The organism is Arthrobacter sp. 01L42 (assembly GCF_056400005.1).
In genome coordinates, this window is the sequence record NZ_JBFTSL010000016.1 from 1 (window position 1) to 19,173 (window position 19,173).

General features: G+C 62.3%; 16 protein-coding genes and 1 pseudogene. 10 read left to right on the forward strand and 7 right to left on the reverse strand.

The features are described 5' to 3' along the window. The 3 genes and pseudogenes from aspA to AC1DN2_RS14275 form a co-directional block, all read left to right on the forward strand. Positions 1 to 300: pseudogene (gene aspA / locus AC1DN2_RS14265) on the forward strand (aspartate ammonia-lyase); the annotation flags it as partial. 154 nt (positions 301 to 454) lie between these two features. After that, on the forward strand, positions 455 to 1,756 hold the full coding sequence (locus AC1DN2_RS14270; RefSeq protein WP_476850801.1) for a dicarboxylate/amino acid:cation symporter: 1,302 nt from the start codon (positions 455 to 457) through the stop codon (positions 1,754 to 1,756). Between the two features lie 69 nt (positions 1,757 to 1,825). Beyond that, a complete protein-coding gene (locus AC1DN2_RS14275; protein WP_476850802.1) occupies positions 1,826 to 2,119 on the forward strand; it encodes a winged helix-turn-helix domain-containing protein in 294 nt (97 codons plus the stop codon). A 461-nt stretch (positions 2,120 to 2,580) separates the two neighbouring features. On the opposite strand, the gene AC1DN2_RS14280 is transcribed toward AC1DN2_RS14275, so the two are convergent. The 3 genes from AC1DN2_RS14280 to AC1DN2_RS14290 form a co-directional block, all read right to left on the reverse strand. Further along, the gene (locus AC1DN2_RS14280; protein ID WP_476850803.1) at positions 2,581 to 5,205 is read right to left on the reverse strand and encodes a GH32 C-terminal domain-containing protein; all 2,625 of its coding nucleotides are present in this window, start codon (positions 5,203 to 5,205) and stop codon (positions 2,581 to 2,583) included. A gap of 286 nt (positions 5,206 to 5,491) precedes the next feature. Then, positions 5,492 to 5,785, reverse strand: coding sequence for a putative quinol monooxygenase (locus AC1DN2_RS14285; RefSeq protein ID WP_028275207.1), 294 nt, complete (start codon positions 5,783 to 5,785; stop codon positions 5,492 to 5,494). Positions 5,786 to 5,839: 54 nt separating this feature from the next. Further along, the gene (locus tag AC1DN2_RS14290) at positions 5,840 to 6,838 is read right to left on the reverse strand and encodes a LacI family DNA-binding transcriptional regulator (RefSeq protein ID WP_476850951.1); all 999 of its coding nucleotides are present in this window, start codon (positions 6,836 to 6,838) and stop codon (positions 5,840 to 5,842) included. A 164-nt stretch (positions 6,839 to 7,002) separates the two neighbouring features. Here AC1DN2_RS14290 and AC1DN2_RS14295 point away from each other — a divergent pair, with 164 nt between their 5' ends. The 4 genes from AC1DN2_RS14295 (at position 7,003) to AC1DN2_RS14310 (ending at position 11,154) form a co-directional block, all read left to right on the forward strand. Further along, positions 7,003 to 8,121, forward strand: coding sequence for a substrate-binding domain-containing protein (locus tag AC1DN2_RS14295; protein ID WP_223917292.1), 1,119 nt, complete (start codon positions 7,003 to 7,005; stop codon positions 8,119 to 8,121). 114 nt (positions 8,122 to 8,235) lie between these two features. Beyond that, positions 8,236 to 9,282, forward strand: a complete 1,047-nt coding sequence (locus AC1DN2_RS14300; protein ID WP_476850804.1) for an ABC transporter permease — start codon at positions 8,236 to 8,238, stop codon at positions 9,280 to 9,282. Next, complete coding sequence (locus AC1DN2_RS14305) at positions 9,279 to 10,073, forward strand: ATP-binding cassette domain-containing protein (protein ID WP_230011630.1); 795 nt, start codon at positions 9,279 to 9,281, stop codon at positions 10,071 to 10,073. Before AC1DN2_RS14300 ends, AC1DN2_RS14305 begins: the two co-directional genes overlap by 4 nt. Before the next feature lie 121 nt (positions 10,074 to 10,194). Continuing rightward, positions 10,195 to 11,154, forward strand: a complete 960-nt coding sequence (locus tag AC1DN2_RS14310; protein ID WP_476850805.1) for a carbohydrate kinase family protein — start codon at positions 10,195 to 10,197, stop codon at positions 11,152 to 11,154. An 884-nt stretch (positions 11,155 to 12,038) separates the two neighbouring features. Here the strand turns inward: AC1DN2_RS14310 and mmuM are convergent. Next, positions 12,039 to 13,043 carry a homocysteine S-methyltransferase gene (gene mmuM / locus AC1DN2_RS14315; RefSeq protein WP_476850806.1) on the reverse strand — a complete coding sequence of 335 codons (1,005 nt, stop codon included), beginning with the start codon at positions 13,041 to 13,043 and terminating at the stop codon, positions 12,039 to 12,041. Positions 13,044 to 13,367: 324 nt separating this feature from the next. Between mmuM and AC1DN2_RS14320 the strand changes: the two genes are divergently transcribed. Genes AC1DN2_RS14320 through AC1DN2_RS14330 form a run of 3 tightly spaced genes read left to right on the forward strand, consistent with a single transcriptional unit; the run spans position 13,368 to position 15,375 of the window. Then, the gene (locus AC1DN2_RS14320) at positions 13,368 to 13,817 is read left to right on the forward strand and encodes a hypothetical protein (RefSeq protein ID WP_476850807.1); all 450 of its coding nucleotides are present in this window, start codon (positions 13,368 to 13,370) and stop codon (positions 13,815 to 13,817) included. Then, positions 13,814 to 14,566: a cyclase family protein gene (locus AC1DN2_RS14325; protein ID WP_476850808.1), complete on the forward strand. Its 753-nt coding sequence runs from the start codon at positions 13,814 to 13,816 to the stop codon at positions 14,564 to 14,566. Before AC1DN2_RS14320 ends, AC1DN2_RS14325 begins: the two co-directional genes overlap by 4 nt. A 32-nt stretch (positions 14,567 to 14,598) precedes the next feature. After that, entirely contained in the window at positions 14,599 to 15,375 is a 777-nt protein-coding gene (locus AC1DN2_RS14330) for an IclR family transcriptional regulator (RefSeq protein WP_476850809.1), read from the forward strand. On the opposite strand, the gene AC1DN2_RS14335 is transcribed toward AC1DN2_RS14330, so the two are convergent. From AC1DN2_RS14335 to AC1DN2_RS14345, 3 genes are all read right to left on the reverse strand, one after another. After that, entirely contained in the window at positions 15,372 to 16,172 is an 801-nt protein-coding gene (locus AC1DN2_RS14335; protein ID WP_476850810.1) for an IclR family transcriptional regulator, read from the reverse strand. The genes AC1DN2_RS14330 and AC1DN2_RS14335 overlap by 4 nt on opposite strands. 37 nt (positions 16,173 to 16,209) lie before the next feature. Further along, complete coding sequence (alr, locus tag AC1DN2_RS14340) at positions 16,210 to 17,373, reverse strand: alanine racemase (protein ID WP_476850811.1); 1,164 nt, start codon at positions 17,371 to 17,373, stop codon at positions 16,210 to 16,212. 81 nt (positions 17,374 to 17,454) lie between these two features. Further along, positions 17,455 to 18,894 carry an amino acid permease gene (locus AC1DN2_RS14345; RefSeq protein ID WP_476850812.1) on the reverse strand — a complete coding sequence of 480 codons (1,440 nt, stop codon included), beginning with the start codon at positions 18,892 to 18,894 and terminating at the stop codon, positions 17,455 to 17,457. Positions 18,895 to 19,173 lie beyond the last annotated feature (279 nt).

The window sequence follows — 19,173 nt, forward strand, 5'->3', positions numbered from 1 at the left end:
GTCCACAGCCTCCACAAGAGCATCTCCCACCTCGAAGCCGCGTGCCGCACCCTCACGGCCCGCTGCGTCCGGGGCATCACCGCCAACACCGAACACCTTCGCCTCACCGTGGAACAATCCATCGGCCTCGTCACCGCCCTGAACCCGCAACTGGGCTACGCCACAGCCACGGCCATCGCCCAGGAAGCCCTCGCCACCGGCAAGGGCGTCGCGGAACTAGTCCTCGAACACGGCCTGCTCACCGACGAGCAGCTCACCGAGCTCCTCAGCCCGCACCGCCTGGCCAACCTGAGCAAGTAGCGCCCCTCCGCAGACCGACGACCCCGCCCGACCAGGGAGCAAGGGGCACGCCGTCGTGCCCAAAATCCCGACCGACTACAGAGAAAACGGAACTCGATGACGAGGACCGTTCCAGCACCGGGCCACCAACCCGGCCTCTACCCAAGGACTGACTATGAAAAACAAATCAACGATGTGGATCCTGGCAGCGCTCCTGTTCGGAATCCTCAGCGGTATGCTCTTCCACTGGCTGCTGCCGGTGGACACACGCGAATCCGTCGTGGCGGTCCTCGACACCGTGACGCACATGTTCCTGAACCTCATCAAAATGATCATTGCCCCGCTGATCTTCGCCACCCTCGTCTCCGGCATCGCAGGAGCAGCCAAATCCGCCGGGGTGGGCAAGCTCTTTGGCCGCTCAATGATCTGGTTCCTGACCGCCTCCGTCCTGGTGGGCGCGTTCGGCTTCATCACGGCCCATGTACTCAACGTCGGTGACGGGCTCCACCTAATGCCGGGAGGCGACGCGGGGATGGAAACGAAGCCCCTCGATTACCAGGCGTTCATCACCCACATCATCCCCACGAGCGTCTTCGCCGCACTGACCGAAAACAACCCCCTTCAGATCCTCGTATTCGGCGCCCTCTTCGGCATCGCCCTGCTGAACCTCCGGAAGAAGGGCCGCTCCTCCATAGCCGATGCCATCGACGAACTGATGGGCGTCATGCTGAAGGTCACCGGGTATGTGATGCTGGCGGCACCCGTCGGCGTTTTCGCCGGCATCGCAGCGGCCTTCACCTCCCAAGGTCTCGATGCGTTTGCCACCTACGCGTCGTTCATCGGCGGGTTCTATGTGTCTCTCTCGGCCCTGTGGGTCATCATGGTCGGCGTCGCCGTCGCCTTCCTCGGACGGGCCGCCTTCCGACTGGTACGGATAGTGCGCGAACCCATGGTCATCGCGTTCGCCACCTCCAGCAGTGAAGCCGCCCTGCCCAAGCTCATTGAAGGCCTGACCAAGTTCGGCATCGAGAAGCGCACCACCGGTTTCGTGCTGCCCCTGGGTTACTCGTTCAACGTGGACGGTTCCATGATGTACATGACCTTCGCGTCGGTCTTCCTGATCAACGCCTACGGCATCGACATGGACCTTGGCCAGCAGATCGCGATGACCGCAATGCTCCTGCTCAGCAGCAAGGGCATGGCCGGCGTTCCACGCGGGTCACTCGTCGTCGTAGCCGCCGTGGTCCCTGCCTTCGGCATCCCGGCCGCCGGAATTGGTGTCCTGCTGGTGATCGACCAACTCCTGGACATGGGACGCACCGCCACCAACATCCTGGGAAATGCCATCGCCACCGCGGTCATCGGCCGGAACCACGACAAGTCCACGTCCCTCCTCGAAGCGTCACGCCCGGAAGCCTCCCAGGATGCGCAGGTCACTGAAGACAGCAGGGAGTTTGAGCGTGTTCCGATGCACTGACCGGATCCCGCTCGGCCAAATTTTCAAACCTGCGAACCTACCCTCACACCGGATGAAAGGCCATGGCCAATGACCGCTGACTTTGACCTCCAGAGCCCGATGGACGTGCACCGCATTCAGCGGACGAAAAGAGCGAGAAACACTCCGCTCAGATCAAAAATCATCGACTACCTGGCAAGCCATGGGGCAAGCAAAGTAGCTGACATCAGCGACGGCATCGCGTCCTCGCGCGGCGCAGTCAGATATCATCTGGCAGCGCTGGAGAGCGCTTCGATCGTCCGTTCCAACATTTCCCCCGGTGCCAGGAGTCGTTTCACGCCCTTCTACGGTCTCGCCCCTGGAAAGACGGAGCCCGCCTCCTAGCCGGACAGCGCTGACTGCAACTCTTGCGGACGACGGCGGGACCTCCCGCCGTCGTCCGCCGTGTCCTTACGGCCGGAATCTCATGTCCTCGCCCCCAACCAACCTCGCAGTTTGGGCGGGCGCCACGTCCTGGGCGAACACCCGGACGCCCCCGGCGAAGACTGGCACCTTCCCAACGACCCGAAACCCGCAGCACCAAGAACTGGTTGACGCTATATACCGCCAAGCCGGACAGCAGCACACCAAGCGTCGCTCCGTCCCGGCACTGCTCCTGCTCGCCATGGCACTCACCAACCCCGTCGTGTGTGAACTCCTCCAAATGAGCGCGCTGCTCTGGGGCATTCCCTTTATGTTTCGGCCGCCGGGGTATGGACGAGCTGAAGGGATTGTGCCCGGTGCAATACCGGGCGCAATCCCTTCAGTTCCAGCTCCTTGGGGAGCCCGTCAGGCGGCGGGTGGGGTCACTTCTTTTCAGCCAGGAACATTGCCTTTTCAAGCGGTGTCACGGTGAGTGATTTGAGTTGGGCGGTACCGCCTTCTGCAAAGAGGGCCATCTTGTCGGCTCCGGCGTTGGGGAATACCTGGTCGGTGATGGTCCGCAGACCGTCCTGGGCGAAGACCTCTACTGAGGAGCGGTCGAGGTAGACCCGAAGGGTGACGTAGCCCTTCTTGTCCAGGGTGACGGGGGCGTCCTCTATGGAAGCGAAGGACGGGTGGAACGCGGTGTTGCCGGAGTTAGTGCGGTCAACGAAGAGCTTCCCGGTCGTGGCGTCGTAGCCGATGACGGTGGATGCGGCTCCATCGCCCAGCACGGTGATGCCGGATTTCTTGGCCGTGCCCGGCGCGAAGGTGATGTCGACTCGTTGGATCTGGCCCGATGCTGAAGCCGGCAACTGGTGTGTCCCGGCGGGAATCGGTCCGCCCTTCTTATCCTGATAGGAGACTTTCCCGCCCAACTGTTCCACTTGCTTGACAGCGCTTTGGGTGAGGCGAGGGCCGTCAGAAGTCGTGGTCAGGTTGACTTCGCGGGGAAGTGCCATGGCGCTGCGCCAGGGGCTGGTGGGGATGTCATTGGCGTAGTCCCAGTTGTTCATCCAGCCGAGCATGACCCGCTTGTTATCGGGCATGTTGCCGAAGGACACGGAGGCGTAGTAGTCGCGTCCGTAGTCCAGCCAGTCATAGGTCTCCAGGGCCGACTGTGCCGGTTTCGAGGAGAGCATGAAGTCGTCCGCGAGAATGTGGCCCCAACCGAATCGGTTATTGTCGACCACTTTGATATGTGCTTGTTGGCCAACGAATTCTTTGACATTCCATGATGCCCAGTCGAGCTTTTCACTGTCGTTTCCGGTGGCCGTGCGGACCACTTGTCCGTTGACCACGAGGTTTACCGATTCCTCGTCAGACCGGGGAACGGCCGGGCCGTCAGTCAGCATGACGTGGTCAAGGGTCAGGTGTCCCCACCCGCCGGTGGCCTGGTCAACTACACGCAACTGTGCATTCTGTCCCGCGAACTCGGCGACATCCCAGCCTTTCCAGTTCAGGATTCCGGAATTGTCTCCTGCGAGGGAGCGGACCACCTTGCCGTTGACGAGCAACTGGGCGGCCAGGATCTGTCCGGAGTCCGCGGAGCGGTTGCCGCCGCCGACCAGCATGCTCATGAAATTCTTGGTGATGGGGAATTCCGGTGATGTCAGGGTGCCCTGCCGGTCATCGCCCGGTGCGGTGCCGGTCTCGAAGGTGTTGATCCGTTTGGCCCCGAGGTAGAAGTCCCCGCCGCTGGTGGAGGGCTGGAAGTTGGGGGTGAGGTCGCCGGTCCCGGTCCAGCCGGTGTCGGCCAGCGATGTCCCGGCGGGAACCTCGAAGCCGTCAAACTTGAGCTCCCCTTCGGGCGGGGTGTTGTCCAGCTTGTCGGAGACGCGGGGGTGCTTGCCACCGCCCACGAGGAAGTTCAGGTAGTCGTCGGTCACGGTGAAGTTAGGTGACTGCATGGACCCGAGCGGCCAGTCGCCGTCGTTGAAGGAGTTGATCAGGCCACTGCCGTCAAAGCCGGTCACGGGGCTCTGGCCGGGAAGGGCTCCGTTTGCCGGAGTGCTGCCGAATGGGCCGTTCTTCCAGTTTCCTGGCTCGTTGTTGACGGTCCAGCCGTTGTAAGTTCCGTCGTTGAATCCGGCCAGGACCGTCCCGGGAGGGGGCGTGGCCACGGGTTTGGTGGTTTCGGAGGTGAAGGTGGTGCCGTCGAAGTTGCCCACGAAGTACTGGCCAGCGGAGCCGCCGGCCACGCCTCCGGGGTTGATGTTGACGACCATGACCCATTTAACGTTCTTCGGGTCGCCGTCCACGGCGAGGGGAAACAGGTCGGGGCATTCCCACTGCCCGCCGGTGGCATTGGCTGGTCCGAATTCACTCAGGGCGGTCCAGTCCTTGAGATTGGCGGACTTGTAGAGGACGACCTTGTGATCCTGGGCTTCGACCGCGGTCATGAGCCAGTAGCCTCCGCCGCCGGGTTTGTTGTACCAGGAGACCTTAGGGTCACGGAAGTTGGCGGAGTTTCGGTTCAGTACAGGATTGCCGGAGTACTTGGTCCAGGTCTGGCCGTCATCGAGGCTGTAGGCCAGGGACTGCGCCTGCAGGCCGCGGTGGGGCGAGGCGTCCTTGTAGGCGCTGGTGAAGATCGCGATCAGCGGTGGGTTCTCTTTCGTACCGAAACCGGTCGTGTTGTCCTTGTCCACGACGACGCTGCCGGAGAAGATGTCCTGCTCTGCATCGGTGGAGATCGCCAGCGGCTGCTCCTGCCAGTGAACAAGGTCCTTCGATGTGGCGTGGCCCCAGGACATGTTCCCCCAGGTGTTACCGGAGGGGTTGTGCTGGTAGTACATGTGGTAGACGCCCTTGTAGAAGACGAGCCCGTTGGGGTCGTTCATCCAGTTCTTTGCCGGTGTGTAGTGAATGGCCGGCCGGTAGGGTTCGTCCCCGGGGCCCGTCGCGGCCGACGCCGGCAGGGAACCTGCCAGTGCCGCGGCCAGCGTCAGTCCCGCGAGCGTCAGTGCAGAAACGGCATGCGTCCAGCGGGTGGTCGTGTTCTTCATTCGTTTGATTCGCCCTTCGTTGCGCGCGTCGTCGGTAGACAACGTTGTCAGTGCGAAGGACACTAAGTGATGTCCGTCAGACAAGTCAACGGTTTTGGCGGCGCGGGAATGAGGCCGCCCGCCGCGCGGCTGAGCCGGGCGAAGCGATGGGCGGGCAGCAGAAAATTCCCTCCCAGCGGCAGGGCTGGAAGGGTTATTTCCGGCAGGCGGCTCCGTTCAGCCGTCTCCGTGGGTCCTGGACGCAGCAGCTCCCGCCGACCGTCGACCGGCTGGATTTGGCTGAGGGCTATTCCAGCGGCAGAAGCCAGGTCAGTTCCGAGGCGTCGCCTTCGATATGGCGGGCCAGTTCCTCGTTGAATCTGGCGCCGTAATCGGCGCCGATGTGTTCCTGGAACGCGGCTTCATCGCGGTAGACCTCAAAGACAAAGTACTCCCGGGGGTTCTCTTCCCGGGTGCAGGGAAGGAACAGCTCATTGCCCGGTTCACGGCGCACATGCCGGGTCAGTTCGAGCATCATTTCAGCAACGCGGGCTTCGCTGCCGGGCTTGACGGTGAACTCGGCATACAGGGTCTTGGTCATCATGATCCCTTTCAGGTCGATGGGTTCGAAATATAGTTCAGGAGGCCACCCCTGTCAGGCCGGAGGGCGCAGCTCACCGGAACCTCGTTGTATGAGCTCAGACGGGACAACATAGGTATGCGGGGGCTGCTGGTCGCCATCGATCCTGGCCAGGAGCCGCTCTGCTGCCAGCTTCCCGATCCGCTCGGGGTGCTGGGCGATGACTGTCACGCCGGGATCCATCATGTCGGCAAGCGTGAAGTCATCGAACCCTATCAAGGCCACGCGTTTGCTCAGCCCGAGCTCTCCGAGAGCGCGCATGGCGCCGAACGTGATGAGGTTCTGGCTGGAGAAGATCGCCGTCGGTGGTTCGGCAGCGGTGAGAAGTTCCAACGTGGCCAATCTGGCCGATTCCTCATCGTGCAGGTTTTCACGGACGGGAATCGTGGAGGTGGGAATTCCCTGCCGGCCGATCTCCTCAATGAACCCCCGCCGGCGTTCCCGGGCGGTCTGGATGTCTGTGCGGTCCCCCAAATAGGCGAGCCTGGTGTGGCCGCGGCTGATCAGGTGAGCGGCTGCCCTCGCGGAGCCTGCGGCGTTGTCGGTCACGACGGCGTCTGCTTCCACTCCTACCGGTTCACGGTCGATGAAGACCAAAGGCAGGTCACGGGAATGCTCCGGGATCACATACGCCTGGCTCCTGGCGATGGGCGTGAGGATGAGCCCGTCGACACGCCGCCCAAGAAATGCCGCCACGATGTCCTGCTCCCGCTGGGGGTCATCGTCCAGGCTCGCCGCAAAGACCGCGATTCCCCTGGCCCCAAGAGCATCTTCTATTGCCCGGTTGATCTCGCCGCTGAACGGGTTGGAAACACTCGGCAGCAACAGCCCGACCGAGAGCGTCCTTCTGCCCGCGCGGCGCAGGCTGCCGGCCGCCATGTCCAGTTGGTAGTTAAGTTGCCGGGAAGCGCTGAGCACCTTGTCGCGGGTGGCTTCCGATACGCCAGGTTCGTCATTGATCACCCGCGAGACGGTCTTAATTCCTACGCCGGCAAGTGCAGCCACATGGCGCATCGTCGGGCGGCTGGCGGAAAGGGCCGGCTGGCCACGATTGGACATCGTTGTCAAAAAAATCGCTCCTTCTCATTGCATCTATTGACTCTCCGGTGTGATGCTGATTACATCGTACATGACATCGTTGTCGAGGCCAGTGAGGGCCTCAAACACCAGGAGATTCAATGTTGAGTTCCAAAGCACCCCGTTCAACGGCCACCCGCCTGTTCGCTGCAGGAGCAGTGCTGACTCTGGGAGCGCTCAGTCTTTCTGCCTGTGGTGGCAGTTCCCCGTCCACCTCATCAACCGGTAGCTCGTCAGGGGACAAGGTCGGTGTCTCCCTGATCGTGAAGACGACGACCAACCCGTTCTTCGTCGCCATGGAGGACGGGGCGAAGAAGGCGGCCGAGGCCGGCGGCGTGGACCTTAAGCTCGCTGCGGGCAAGGCTGACGGCGACGAGGACACCCAGATCCAGGCCATTGAGAACGCGATCTCCAAGGGTGACAAGGGCATCCTGATCACCCCCAACGGCCCCTCCGTAGTGGACGCCCTGAAGAAGGCCAAGGACGCCGGGCTCTTCGTCATCGCTCTGGACACCCCGCCGGATCCCGCCGACGCAGCCGACATCACGTTCGCCACTGACAACTTCGCCGCCGGGGAGCTGATCGGCAAATGGACCGCAGCTCAGCTGGACGGGAAAAAAGCGACGATTGCCCTCGTCGATCTCTTTGATGACAAGGTCGTCTCGGTTGACTACAACCGGGACCAGGGCTTCCTGACTGGCCTCGGTATCGACACCGCGGATAAAAAGAAGAACGGCGACGAAGCCAAGACCGGCAAGTACACCGGCGGCAAGGGCGGCGACTACGAGATCGTCGGTAGCCAGGCCTCCCAGGGCGCCGAAGACGGCGGACGCACCGCCATGGAAACCCTCCTGGCCAAGAACCCGAACATCAACGTCGTCTACACCATCAACGAACCTGCGGCAGCGGGTGCCTTCGAGGCACTGAAGGCCGCCGGCAAGGAAAAGGACGTGCTGGTCGTCTCGGTGGACGGCGGTTGCACCGGCGTGAACAACGTCAAGTCCGGCGTCATCGGCGCCACGGCCCAGCAGTACCCGGTCAAGATGGCCGAACTGGGCGTCAAGGCCATCGTTGACCTCGCCAAGACCGGCCAGAAGCCGGCCAACTCACCGGGGCTGGACTTCTACAACACCGGCGTCGAGCTCGTCACAGACAAGCCTGCCGACGGCGTCAAGAGCATCACCACCACCCAAGCCTCCGACATCTGCTGGGGAAAGTAACCCACCCAGCTTCACTGCGGGGCGGGGACCCGGCGCCCGCTATCGGCCTCCCCGCCCCGCATCTCCCGAGCTAGGGCCTCCCCTAGCAACCATCACGGAAGATCAGGACCAATCGTGACCCAGCAACAGACCGCCGGCCCGCCCAGCGCCGGGCATGCCGACCTGGCGGAGGAATTCCTTGACCGCCAGACACCGCTCAGCCGGATACGCAATACCCTCCACCGCTACCCCGCCCTCAGTCCCGCCCTCGTACTTCTCATCGCGGTGGTGGTGTTCGGCCTCCTCAATGACAGGTTCCTGCGGGTTGAAAACCTCTCGCTGATTACCCAGCAGGTCTCCGTCGTCGGCACCCTGGCCATCGCCCAGACCCTCATCATCCTCACCGCTGGCATCGACCTCTCCGTCGGCGCCGTCATGATCCTCTCCTCCATGGTCATGGCCCAGCTCGCCGTCAACAACGGACTGCCCGCACCTGTTGCCCTGCTCGCAGGCCTGGTCGTAGGACTTGCCGCCGGAGCACTCAACGGATTCCTGGTCACCAGGTTCCGGCTCCCGCCGTTCATCGTCACCCTCGGCACGCTGAACATCTTCATCGCCCTGACACTGCTCTACTCCAACGGAGCGACCGTTCGCGGCTCGGCCATGCCTCCCCTGCTGACCTGGACCGGCACCACCTTCCCGCTCGGCCCCGTGCGGATCTCCACCGGCGTCGTCATGATGCTCCTGCTCTATGTCGCGGTCGCCTTCATCCTGGGCAAGACGGCCTGGGGCCGGCATGTCTACGCCGTGGGCGATGACAAGGAAGCCGCCCGCCTGGCTGGCATCCCCGTCAACCGGGTTCTCATGAGCGTCTACCTCGCCGCCGGCGCTGTCCTGGCCGCCGGCGCCTGGATCCAGATCGGGCGCACCAACGCCGCCAGCCCCAACGCCGGCGTAGACCTGAACCTGGACTCCATCACCGCCGTCGTGATCGGCGGAACCAGCCTCTTCGGCGGCCGCGGCTCCATCTGGGGTTCACTGCTTGGAGCGCTGATCGTGGGTGTCTTCCGCAACGGCCTCTCGCTCGCCGGGCTGGACGTGCTCTACCAGACGCTCGCCGTGGGCGTCCTGATCATTGTTGCTGTGTCCGTCGATCAGTGGATCCGAAAGGTCAAGTCATGACCACGACAGAATTTGAAGCCCCCCACGTCGCCACGCGCGAGCCCATCCTGCAGGCCCGGAACCTCGTCAAGACTTTCGGCCGTGTCGTGGGACTGGACGGGGTCAGTCTCGACCTCTACCCGGGCGAAGTCCTCGCGATCATCGGCGACAACGGCGCAGGCAAGTCAACCCTGATCAAATGCCTCACCGGAGCAGAAGTCCCGGACTCCGGCGAGCTCTTCATGTCAGGACAGCCCGTGCACTTCAAGCGGCCGCAGGACGCCAGGGTCCACGGCATCGAAACCGTGTACCAGAACCTCGCTGTCTCACCGGCCCTCGACGTCGCCTCGAACTTGTTCCTGGGTCGGGAGGAAAGGCGCGCGGGACTCCTCGGGAGCGTGTTCCGGATGCTTGACACCAAAGGTATGCGCCGGAAGGCCAAGGAAGAGCTGACCCGGTTGGGCATCTCCACCCTGCAGGACGTGACAGTGCCGGTGGAGAACCTCTCGGGCGGCCAGCGCCAGGCTGTCGCCGTGGCCCGCGCCGCAGCGTTCGGTTCAAAGGTCGTTGTGCTGGATGAACCGACGGCGGCACTTGGCGTCCGGGAATCGAACCAGGTCCTCCAGCTGGTCCGGGACCTTCGCGACCGAGGCCTGCCGGTCATCTTGATCAGCCACAACATGCCCCACGTCTTTGACGTAGCGGACAGGATCCACATCCAGCGCCTGGGCAAGTGCGCTGCCACCATCACTCCGCAATCACACACCATGACCGACGCAGTGGCGATCATGACCGGCGCAGCCACCGCCTGATGGCCGGCTAGTACCCTCCCGCTCTACCGGAGCTCCCTTCTCCGTCCGCGGACCTCCCCCAGGTCCGCGGACGGATCCATACCGGGAGTTCCCATCATCACCATCCCACGAGAGACAGACCATGGATTACCTCACAACAGCCCGGAACGACGCTCACCAGACGCTCGACGTCATGGTCATAGGCGAAGCGCTGATCGACGTGGTCACCACGTCGCACGACACGGTGGAGCACCCCGGCGGCTCACCGGCCAACGTCGCTTACGGACTTGGCCGCCTCGCCGTCACCACAGGTCTGCTCACAGCCATCGCCCCGGACGCGCGTGGGATTTCCATCGAAAACCACCTCAGCAGTGCAGGCGTCATACTTCTGCCCGGATCAAAATCCCTCACCAAAACGGCATCGGCCACAGCAACCCTTGGACCCGACGGCTCCGCTAAGTACGACTTCGACATCTCCTGGGACCTTGCCCCGACAGCCCCCGCCTACTTCCCAAAAATCCTGCACACCGGATCCATCGCCACTTTCCTTAATCCCGGTGCCGGCGCCGTGAAATCCCTGCTCGAACAAGCCCGCACACACTGCATGATCACCTATGACCCGAATATCCGTCCAGCCCTGCTCGGCAGCCACAGGGAAGCTTTGGCCACCTTCGAAGAGCTCGTGCCCCTAACCGACGTCGTCAAACTCAGCGACGAGGATGCCTACTGGCTGTACCCCCAAAAAAGCCTGGACGAAACCGCAGCACACATCCTCGGTCTGGGCGCCGGACTTACCGTCATCACCAAAGGCGCCGACGGCTCACAATTCACCACCCCCGCCGCTAACATCAGCATTCCCGCCGTGAAGTCCAAAGTTGCCGACACCATCGGCGCCGGGGACTCCTACATGTCCGCCCTGATCCTGGGTTTTCTCACCCGAGGAACCGAAGGTTTCGCCCCAGCTGTCTTGGAGCAGCTTGGACACACCGCAGCTGCAGCCGCGGCCATCACCGTGCAGCGCCCGGGAGCAAACCCCCCGACCCTGGAAGAACTCAACATCGCAATCGAAGCCCATTCCGGTGCCCAATACGGGGGTTCCTGAACCACCTAATCAAATGACGGTTGTCCCGGATACCGCTCCGTCAGCGCCACCCTCGCCCGCCTCCCAGACCGGAAAATCCTCTACTGACGCCGGGATTCCGGATTCGCTTATGCCCCGCCGGCCAAACTGTTCCGCTTAGGCAGCTCAACCGAAACGCAAAAACGGATACTTCGTGAATGGCAGTCCGACCAGGTCAGCTCCCCCGAGGCCCTAGGCAGACACCCGGTCGGCACCGGAACGAATCAAAAAGCACAGGACGTCCGACGCCGGACATCTCCGACGACGGCGACCGGCGCCCTCGCCTCCGACCACTCACGCCCGGCCGCTCATCGCCCTCGATGCCACTGTCTGACGACACGCCAGAGAAATAGAGACGAGCCGGTGTGGTGGTAGAGCACAATCTGGCAGTCATGTCGAAAACCGCGAATCCAGGGATGGATGAACACTGGACTCCCCCGGGAACATGCGAGGTCCGGCCCGATCCGACCCACATACGACTCGATCCGAAGGCGGAAGTGTGGACAATGTACACACACCGCAAGTTCGCCGTTTCAGAGCGTTCCGGCCACCAGCCACATCCCAGACCGCAGGGGGCGCGGCCCTTCTTTGCGCGCCTCAGGAGCTGCGCAACTGCCCGTCAGACGTGTCCGCAAGCCGGTCCTGAAGCGCGACACGTTACGTCCCCTCCCCCGCCGCGAGAACTTCCCTAGATGTGAATCTGTGACTGTGGGCTGAGAATGGCGGGTTAATACACAGCTGGGATGGCGGTTTCGGTGCTCCGTGTGGAGAAGCATCGGTGCTGCTGCACAGATCCCGTTACATCGTTACTCAATAGGGGACATCGCCGCTCAGGTTAACTGCGTAGAGGCCAAGTTCGTGACGCGTCAGAAGTTCCTTGCGCCAGCAGCACCAACCGGTCGATATCCAGGTTTGTAACTTTCTGACAGCGCCGTCACGGCGGCAATATCCTGGGGGGTCGTTCGACAGCACCCGCCAACGAGCCGGGCACCAAGTTCACGCCAGATTGGCGTTCCCTCCGCAAGGCTTGCGGGCTGTTTACTATCGGGGCCCGACGGGCTCGCCGCGGCCGGCCCCCACGTTTTGGTGACTGCGTCATAGCTTTCGCCCGAATTCGGATATGCGATCAGGGGCGTATCAGTGGCTCTGCCCAGGGCCTCCAGCGATGGGGAGACCAGCTCCAGCGGCACGCAGTTCACGCCGATAGCCGCCACGAGCGGCTCTGCCGTCAAGAGCTTTGCCGCCTGAGCCAGCGGCGTACCGTCGCTGATGTGGCCGCCATCCCGTAGCGTGAAGGAGAGCCAGGCTTCGACGTCGAACTCTTTCATGAGTGCCAACAGGGCCCCGGCCTCCGGCAATGAAGGCAGCGTCTCACAGGCAAGAAAGTCCGCTCCGGCCTCCACCAGCGCTGCGATTCGGGGCCGGTGGAACTCCAAAAACTCGTTTCGGCTGAGGACATAGTCGCCCCGGTATTCCGATCCATCGGCAAGGTACGCGCCGTAGGGCCCGACCGATCCTGCAATAAGCAGGGGGCCCGCATCCGGGTTTTCCGCCAGGTACTCGCGGCGTGCCTCGTCGGCCAGGTGCACACTCAATGCCACCCGTTCCAAGGCCGCTTCCTCGCCGATGCCGCGGCGCGCGAATCCCAGGGGTGTGGCTTGATAGCTAGCCGTGATGGCGACAGTGGCTCCGGCGCGGAAGTAATCGTGGTGTACGCGCTTGACCAGTTCCGGTTGCTCCAGAAGGACTTTAGCCGACCACAAAGGGTCTTCCAGATCGCAGCCGTGCGCTTCAAGCTCGGTGGCGAGCGCACCGTCCACGGTCAGGTTCGCTCCGGCGTCGAGCATGCGGGAAAGGATGGTACTGGGCATCGTTCAGGGCTCCAAGCATTTCGGTTTGTTCTTTCCTGCGGGGCAGTTGCGGCGCCTCGTGGCCCGGCAATGCAAGGTAGCACAACGTGGAGTGCCAAAAAGAGCAGTGCAGCCCGGGGCTTGCAGATGACGGTCAGCAGCCGCTTGCAGCAACCGGTGTTCCGCGGCTCAGTCACCCCCAAAGTCTGGCGGATGTGCCGAGTGAACGCGAACACCTCTCAAAATTGTGCGTAATAAGCATATATTCATGCTTGTAATGAACATCACTCTCTGCCAATATGGCATTCTGACACCTTTTGCGAACTGCCCAGGAAGAGGCTTCCCTTGAAAATTGCAATGAAATCAGTCCGCAAGCTGCGCGTGCATTGGCCTATAGCTTCGGAAACCTTCTCGCGGCTCGCCACGGGGGACGCAGAAGCGTTCAAAGATGAAGCCGGCATCGCGGCCCTGCTCCAGGCTTCGTCGGAATCCACCGACTTAGGGGATTTTGGCAACTACAGGCATGTATTTGAATCCGGCCTGGGTTTCGAGGGTTTCACCTGCAGTGAAGGCGCTAACCCTACGTTGGGGCAGGTGGGGCAGCGGACAATTTCGCCTACCTTTGTCTTCACGACGTATTTCGATGCGGCGCTCCCTGACGCCGCCGTGGAACGCTTCCTGCAGCACATCGTGGATATCCATCCCTGGGAGGTACCGGTCATCGAACTGACAGGCCCGGTCAGCGTCTCCAGCACAGCCCTTCCCGCACTCTTTGAGAGCGAGGCCGCATCATGATTGAAGCCACCACAGCTGGACTTTGGGACGGTCTGCAGGCGTTGCTGGCGGGCAGGTCATTCACCGACCTGACGCACGCCTTCCACCCCGGCCAGCCGCATTTCCCGGCCTTCCCCGACGAAATCAGGGAGGCGGTCTTCGACCTGGAGAAAGGCGACGGTTTCACCGCTCACCGGTATTCGATCATCGGCCAATGGGGTACGCACGTTGACCCTCCCTCGCATTTCATCCGCGGGGGACGGACCTTGGACCAGATTCCTGTGGAGGACATGGTCCTTCCACTGGTCATCCTCGACATCACCGCCCGGGTCACCGTAAATGCGGACGCCACTCCCACGATGGAGGACATTCAGGCATGGGAGCGCCGCAATGGTGCCATCGCACCGGGGTCCTTTGTGGCGTTGCGGACAGGGTGGAGCCATCGTTGGCCCGACGCCGACGCCATGGCAAACAGGGACGATGAGGGTGTCAGCCACACACCTGGCTGGTCGCAGGAAGTCCTCTCCTTCCTGATCGAGGAGCGGTCGGTAACTGCCGTCGGCCACGAGCAGACGGACACAGACCCGGGGCAGGCTACGTCCTGCCAGGATTTCACCTTGGAGACCTATGTCCTGGCGCGGAACCGGTGGCAGATCGAGCTGATGGCGAACCTGGACGGACTTCCAGAAGCCGGCGCGATCCTCATTGCAAGCTGGCCTAAGCCACTGCAAGGCAGCGGATTTCCAGCCCGTGTCTTCGCCATCCACTAAGACACGTTCGTGCAGTGACTAGAATCGGATCCATGTCTAAGACGTCCAGCATGGGCCGGGGAATCATGGCTGTCCTCGCTGTGGGCTCCCGCAACGCAGAAGGCCTGTCTGGCGGAACGGGCGCTGATATAGCAGCCGATCTGGGCAGGGACCGCAGCCAGGTTTCGCGCAGTCTCCGGACCGCCGAGCAGGAGGGGTTTCTGGCACGCGGAGACCATCGGTCCTACACAATGAACTGGTCGCTCCTGACAGACGCACAGCTGTTGACAGAGCAACGGCTGCAGACCGACGGCGTAACCGCTCTGGAAGGCTTGGCCGGTGAAACTAACGAAGGATGCTTCCTTGGAGTTATGAGCGGAAACAGTACTGTCACCATCGGTGAGCGTGTTCCGGCAAGTAGCAACATGGTCGGTTCGTGGCTGGGCCGGCCCTACCCGGCGTTTTGTAGCGATGCCGGCCAGGCCCTGCTGTGGGAAGCCTCGGACGCCGAGGTCCGAACCATTTTCTCCGGCGTACCTTTCGTGCGCCATGGCCCCAAGACACCGCTTGACGTCGAGGACTTCCTGTCACGACTGCGCGGGGCGCGGGCACGGGGGTACTCCATTGTCGACGAGGAAGCCGAACCAGGACTTTACTCGCTGGCCGTTCCGATTCGCGACTTCAAGGGCGATGTGGTGGCAGCGCTTCAGGTCGTCGGCGCCAAGACACGCTTGGAGCCGCGCCTGGAGCTATGCGCCACGGCTCTCGTGTCCTGGGGAAAGTGGCTTGAGTCAACGCTGGGTCACGCGGCGCCGCAGAACCGGCTCTAGCTGGCAAGGCCCTTCCGGACCGCGTTGTCCCGGGGACGGCCCTCAAAGGACCCCAGCCGCTCGGCTGCTGCCGTAAGGGCCTTTGCAATGTCATTGGTGCTGGGTTTGATCTCGGCCCGGCTGCCGAGGACGCTGAGCGCGGCAAGAATCGATCCTTCAGCGTTGCGGACCGGAACGGCCAGTTCGTAGATTCCGTGCTCGAATTCTTCCTCCGCGACAATGAAGCCCCGCGCCCTGTCCCGGTCCATCAGTTCGGCGACTTCTTGCGGGGAATGGGCCGCCCCCGGACCACCTACGCCGATAAAGTTGACATCCTGGAGAAGGACTTCAATGGCCGGCTGTTGGTCGTCCCACAGCAACGCCCGTCCGGAGCCGGTACACCAGACGGGCGTCACCATGCCGGGTTTCACGAAGCTGCCGGGTACCGCATCGTTACTGGAGGCCCGCAGGAGAACGACCCGGAAGCCATCACGAACGGAAACTCTGGATCTAAGGCCGAAAGAAGCCACTAAAGCCTCAAGTTCGGTTCTTGATTCGCGGACCCAGCCGGTATTCAGCGCTGCGGCCAGGCTGAAAAAACGTGGACCGGTTCGGAAGGGACCGCGATCGACGCGCTCCAGCAGTCCCAGCTCACACAATTCCTGTGTCAGCCGTGAGACGCGGCTTTGTTCCATATCCAACTCGGATGCGAGCTGGGAAACGCCGAGAAGCCGCCTGCCCTGCTTCTCCCGGTCTGCGACCAGCCGAACTATTCGAAGTCCCTGGGCCATGGACGACGCTTCCGAGGAAGAATCCATGCTCCGTGCTCCTTCCGCCCGATGACTACGCCTATTCTCACATGTCTTCATTGTTGACCAGGACGCGGTTTCCTTGCGCCCACACAGTGTAGAGGTCAGCGAGTATCGCTGAATTCGCTGCTTCCAGATCTGCGGGAGCGATTTCTGCCCGTCCCTGCCGCCCGAACAGCACGACTTCGTCTCCAGGGGAAACTCCCGCCACGTCGGTGACGTCGACAACCATGGAATTCATCGAAACGATGTCGACTATGGCAGCGCGTCGGCCGCGGACAAGTACGCTGCCTTGGCTGGCCAGTGCCCGCCGGTAGCCATCTCCGTAACCCGCTGTCACTGAAGCCAGTCTGGAGTTCCGGTCCAAGGTGTGGGTGAGCCCGTAGCCGACCTTAGTGCCTGCTGCATAGCTATTAATGGACGCAATCCGGGCTTTGAAGGCCAAACACCGTTGGAAGTGCGCTGTTGCAGGTTCCGAATCGCCGTAGAGGACTGCCCCGGCACGGACCATGTCCAGCCACGAGCCGCGTACGTGCAGGGCGGCGTATGAATTGGCGCAGTGGAGCAGCACTTCCTCCCGGGGAGTTCGGGTCAATTGCAGCAGTGTCAACGCCTGGCTTTGGAACCGCAGAAGAGTCGTTTCGATATGGCCGTCGTCGTCCTTGGGAAAATGCGTCATGATCCCGGCCAGTTGAAGCCCCGGGTGGCCCACGATTCCTACCGCGGATTCCCGGCCAAGCGAGGATGAGACGTCGAGGCTGTGCCTGCTGATCCCGGTAGAGTTGATATCGAGGTGGATGCGGACCACCTTCCCAGCCACGGCAGCGATCTTGTGTATCTCCCACGCGCTCTGCGGGTCGGCGACAAGTTCCTCGATGTCGTGACGCAGGCCTGCTCTGATCTCCTGCGGCGCCGCGGCACGGACACGCAGGATCCGGCCCTCAAAACCGCAGCGGCGTGCAATGGCTGCCTCCTCGTTGCTTCCTACTCCGATGAATGGAACGCCCAGACGAACAAGGGACGGGAGTAAGAGGTCAGCTCCGTGCCCGTAGGCATGGGACTTGACCACTGCGCACAACAGCGCGCGGTCATCGATCATGGACAGGAGGGTCCGGACGTTTGATTCGAAAGCGGCGGCGTCAATCTCCAGCCAGCTGCCGGCGTCCTGGACCGAACTGCGCACGTGTTGCATCAGGCCTTGTGAGTTCATGGTTTATCCCTTGAACAGCCTCGTGGCCGGGAAAGAAAGACCCCGACCACGAAGCTGAGAAGACGATGGTTGATGATGGCGTCAGGACAGCTGGTCTGCGCGCGCCTTGCGCCCGTATTTGAAGTAGAAGAAGGCGTAGCAGGCACCAACAAAAGAGATTCCGAAATAGAGGGCTGCCACCTGATTCGGGTCAAAGGCGATGCCGATGAGCGAAATGAGGCAGAGCGAAAAGGCCAGGATGGGCACCAGCGGGAACAGCGGGGCCTTGTAGGCAAGGGCGGCGACATCGCCGCCGTTCTTGACAAAGGATCTCCTGTGGAAGAAGTGCGAGGCGGTGATGGACATCCAGACCCCGACGACGGCGAAACCTGCCACTGAAACGAGAGCCAGGTAGACCGTTTCGGGCGCAACGACGCTGCTGATGAGCGACGCAAGGCCTCCGAGCATGCTGACTGAAAGCGCGATTAGGGGGATACCGCCCCGGGTCAGTTTCTTCAGCGCCCGGGGGGCGTGCCCCTCGTCGGCAAGGGAGTAGAGCATCCGTGCGCAGGAGAAGAGGCCGCTGTTTCCGGCGGAGAGGAGGGCGGTGATGATGACGAAGTTCATGATGTCGGCGGCAAAAGGAATGCCTATGGATGAGAAGACAGTCACGAACGGGCTTTCATCCAGGCCTACCTGATCAAAAGGGATGGTAGCTGCGATGACAGCGATTGCCCCGACGAAGAAGATCAGCAGGCGGATCACTGTGCTGCGCATCGCTTTGGGGATGCTGGTGGCGGGGTCAGCTGTTTCGCCCGCTGCCACACCGATGAGTTCCGAGCCGGAGAAGGCGTAGAACACTGCAAGTGCAGTGACGAGGACGCCGCTGAAACCGTTGGGGAAGAGGCCGCTGGAGGTGTTGAAATTCTCAAACATGAACGGGTGGCTGCCTCCCTCACTGAGCGGGTGGATGCCGAACAACGCCGCGCCACCAAGAACGATGAGGACCACGATGGCGCCGACTTTGACGATGGCAAACCAGAACTCGGACTCGCCGAAGAACTTCGAGGAAACTGCATTGAATCCGAAGAGGACCGAGGCGAAGATGACGCACCAGACCCAGACGTCAACATCCGGGAACCAGCGCTGCATGAGGAGACCGGAGGCAGTGAACTCCGATCCGATGGCCACTGCCCAGCAGAGCCAGTAGAGCCAGGCCGTGGCGAACCCTGTGGCCGGCCCGATCGACCTCGCCGCGTAAATGTGGAAGGCGCCTGAGACCGGATACGCGATGGCAAGCTCGCCGAGGCAGGCCATAACCAGGTACACAACGAAGGCGCCGATCAGATAGGCGATGACCGCGCCGAGCGGTCCGGCCTGGGAAATGGTGTAGCCCGAGCTCAGGAACAGCCCTGAGCCGATCACCCCGCCCATGGCGATCATGACCAGATGGCGTGCCCCCATGGACCGCCGGAGCCCGGAGTCGGTCGACGGGGGCAACGTGGGTTGTGTGTCTAGCTGGACAGGTGATGAGGGTTCCATGGTTTCTCCCCGGTGAGTGGATAGGTCTGATGCGAAAGATGCGCACATCGCCCCGGCTTGGGGGACAGGGCGCCTCGGGCTGTGCAGTGGCGGTAGTGATGAAAGTAACACGAAAACGGCCTTTGGGTCATTAAAAACATTTCAACATGCTTATGTTGCACCTAAGTTACTTCGAGGCGCTGCTGCCGAATCGGCGTACAGATGGTCAGTTCGCCCTGCTGTTCGGTCACAATGACATGCACTGACGGACATGGAATGCGGTGAGCATTGGAGGACCGA

Excerpts from the sequence above, each read along its gene's own strand:
- AC1DN2_RS14285 (WP_028275207.1), bottom strand. The coding sequence starts at position 5,785 with ATGACCAAGACCCTGTATGCCGAGTTCACCGTCAAGCCCGGCAGCGAA.
- AC1DN2_RS14275 (WP_476850802.1), top strand. The coding sequence starts at position 1,826 with ATGACCGCTGACTTTGACCTCCAGAGCCCGATGGACGTGCACCGCATT.
- AC1DN2_RS14270 (WP_476850801.1), top strand. The coding sequence starts at position 455 with ATGAAAAACAAATCAACGATGTGGATCCTGGCAGCGCTCCTGTTCGGA.
- AC1DN2_RS14330 (WP_476850809.1), top strand. The coding sequence starts at position 14,599 with ATGTCTAAGACGTCCAGCATGGGCCGGGGAATCATGGCTGTCCTCGCT.
- AC1DN2_RS14345 (WP_476850812.1), bottom strand. The coding sequence starts at position 18,894 with ATGGAACCCTCATCACCTGTCCAGCTAGACACACAACCCACGTTGCCC.
- AC1DN2_RS14295 (WP_223917292.1), top strand. The coding sequence starts at position 7,003 with ATGTTGAGTTCCAAAGCACCCCGTTCAACGGCCACCCGCCTGTTCGCT.
- AC1DN2_RS14310 (WP_476850805.1), top strand. The coding sequence starts at position 10,195 with ATGGATTACCTCACAACAGCCCGGAACGACGCTCACCAGACGCTCGAC.
- mmuM (WP_476850806.1), bottom strand. The coding sequence starts at position 13,043 with ATGCCCAGTACCATCCTTTCCCGCATGCTCGACGCCGGAGCGAACCTG.
- AC1DN2_RS14280 (WP_476850803.1), bottom strand. The coding sequence starts at position 5,205 with ATGAAGAACACGACCACCCGCTGGACGCATGCCGTTTCTGCACTGACG.
- AC1DN2_RS14325 (WP_476850808.1), top strand. The coding sequence starts at position 13,814 with ATGATTGAAGCCACCACAGCTGGACTTTGGGACGGTCTGCAGGCGTTG.
- AC1DN2_RS14290 (WP_476850951.1), bottom strand. The coding sequence starts at position 6,838 with ATGCGCCATGTGGCTGCACTTGCCGGCGTAGGAATTAAGACCGTCTCG.
- AC1DN2_RS14335 (WP_476850810.1), bottom strand. The coding sequence starts at position 16,172 with ATGGATTCTTCCTCGGAAGCGTCGTCCATGGCCCAGGGACTTCGAATA.
- AC1DN2_RS14305 (WP_230011630.1), top strand. The coding sequence starts at position 9,279 with ATGACCACGACAGAATTTGAAGCCCCCCACGTCGCCACGCGCGAGCCC.
- alr (WP_476850811.1), bottom strand. The coding sequence starts at position 17,373 with ATGAACTCACAAGGCCTGATGCAACACGTGCGCAGTTCGGTCCAGGAC.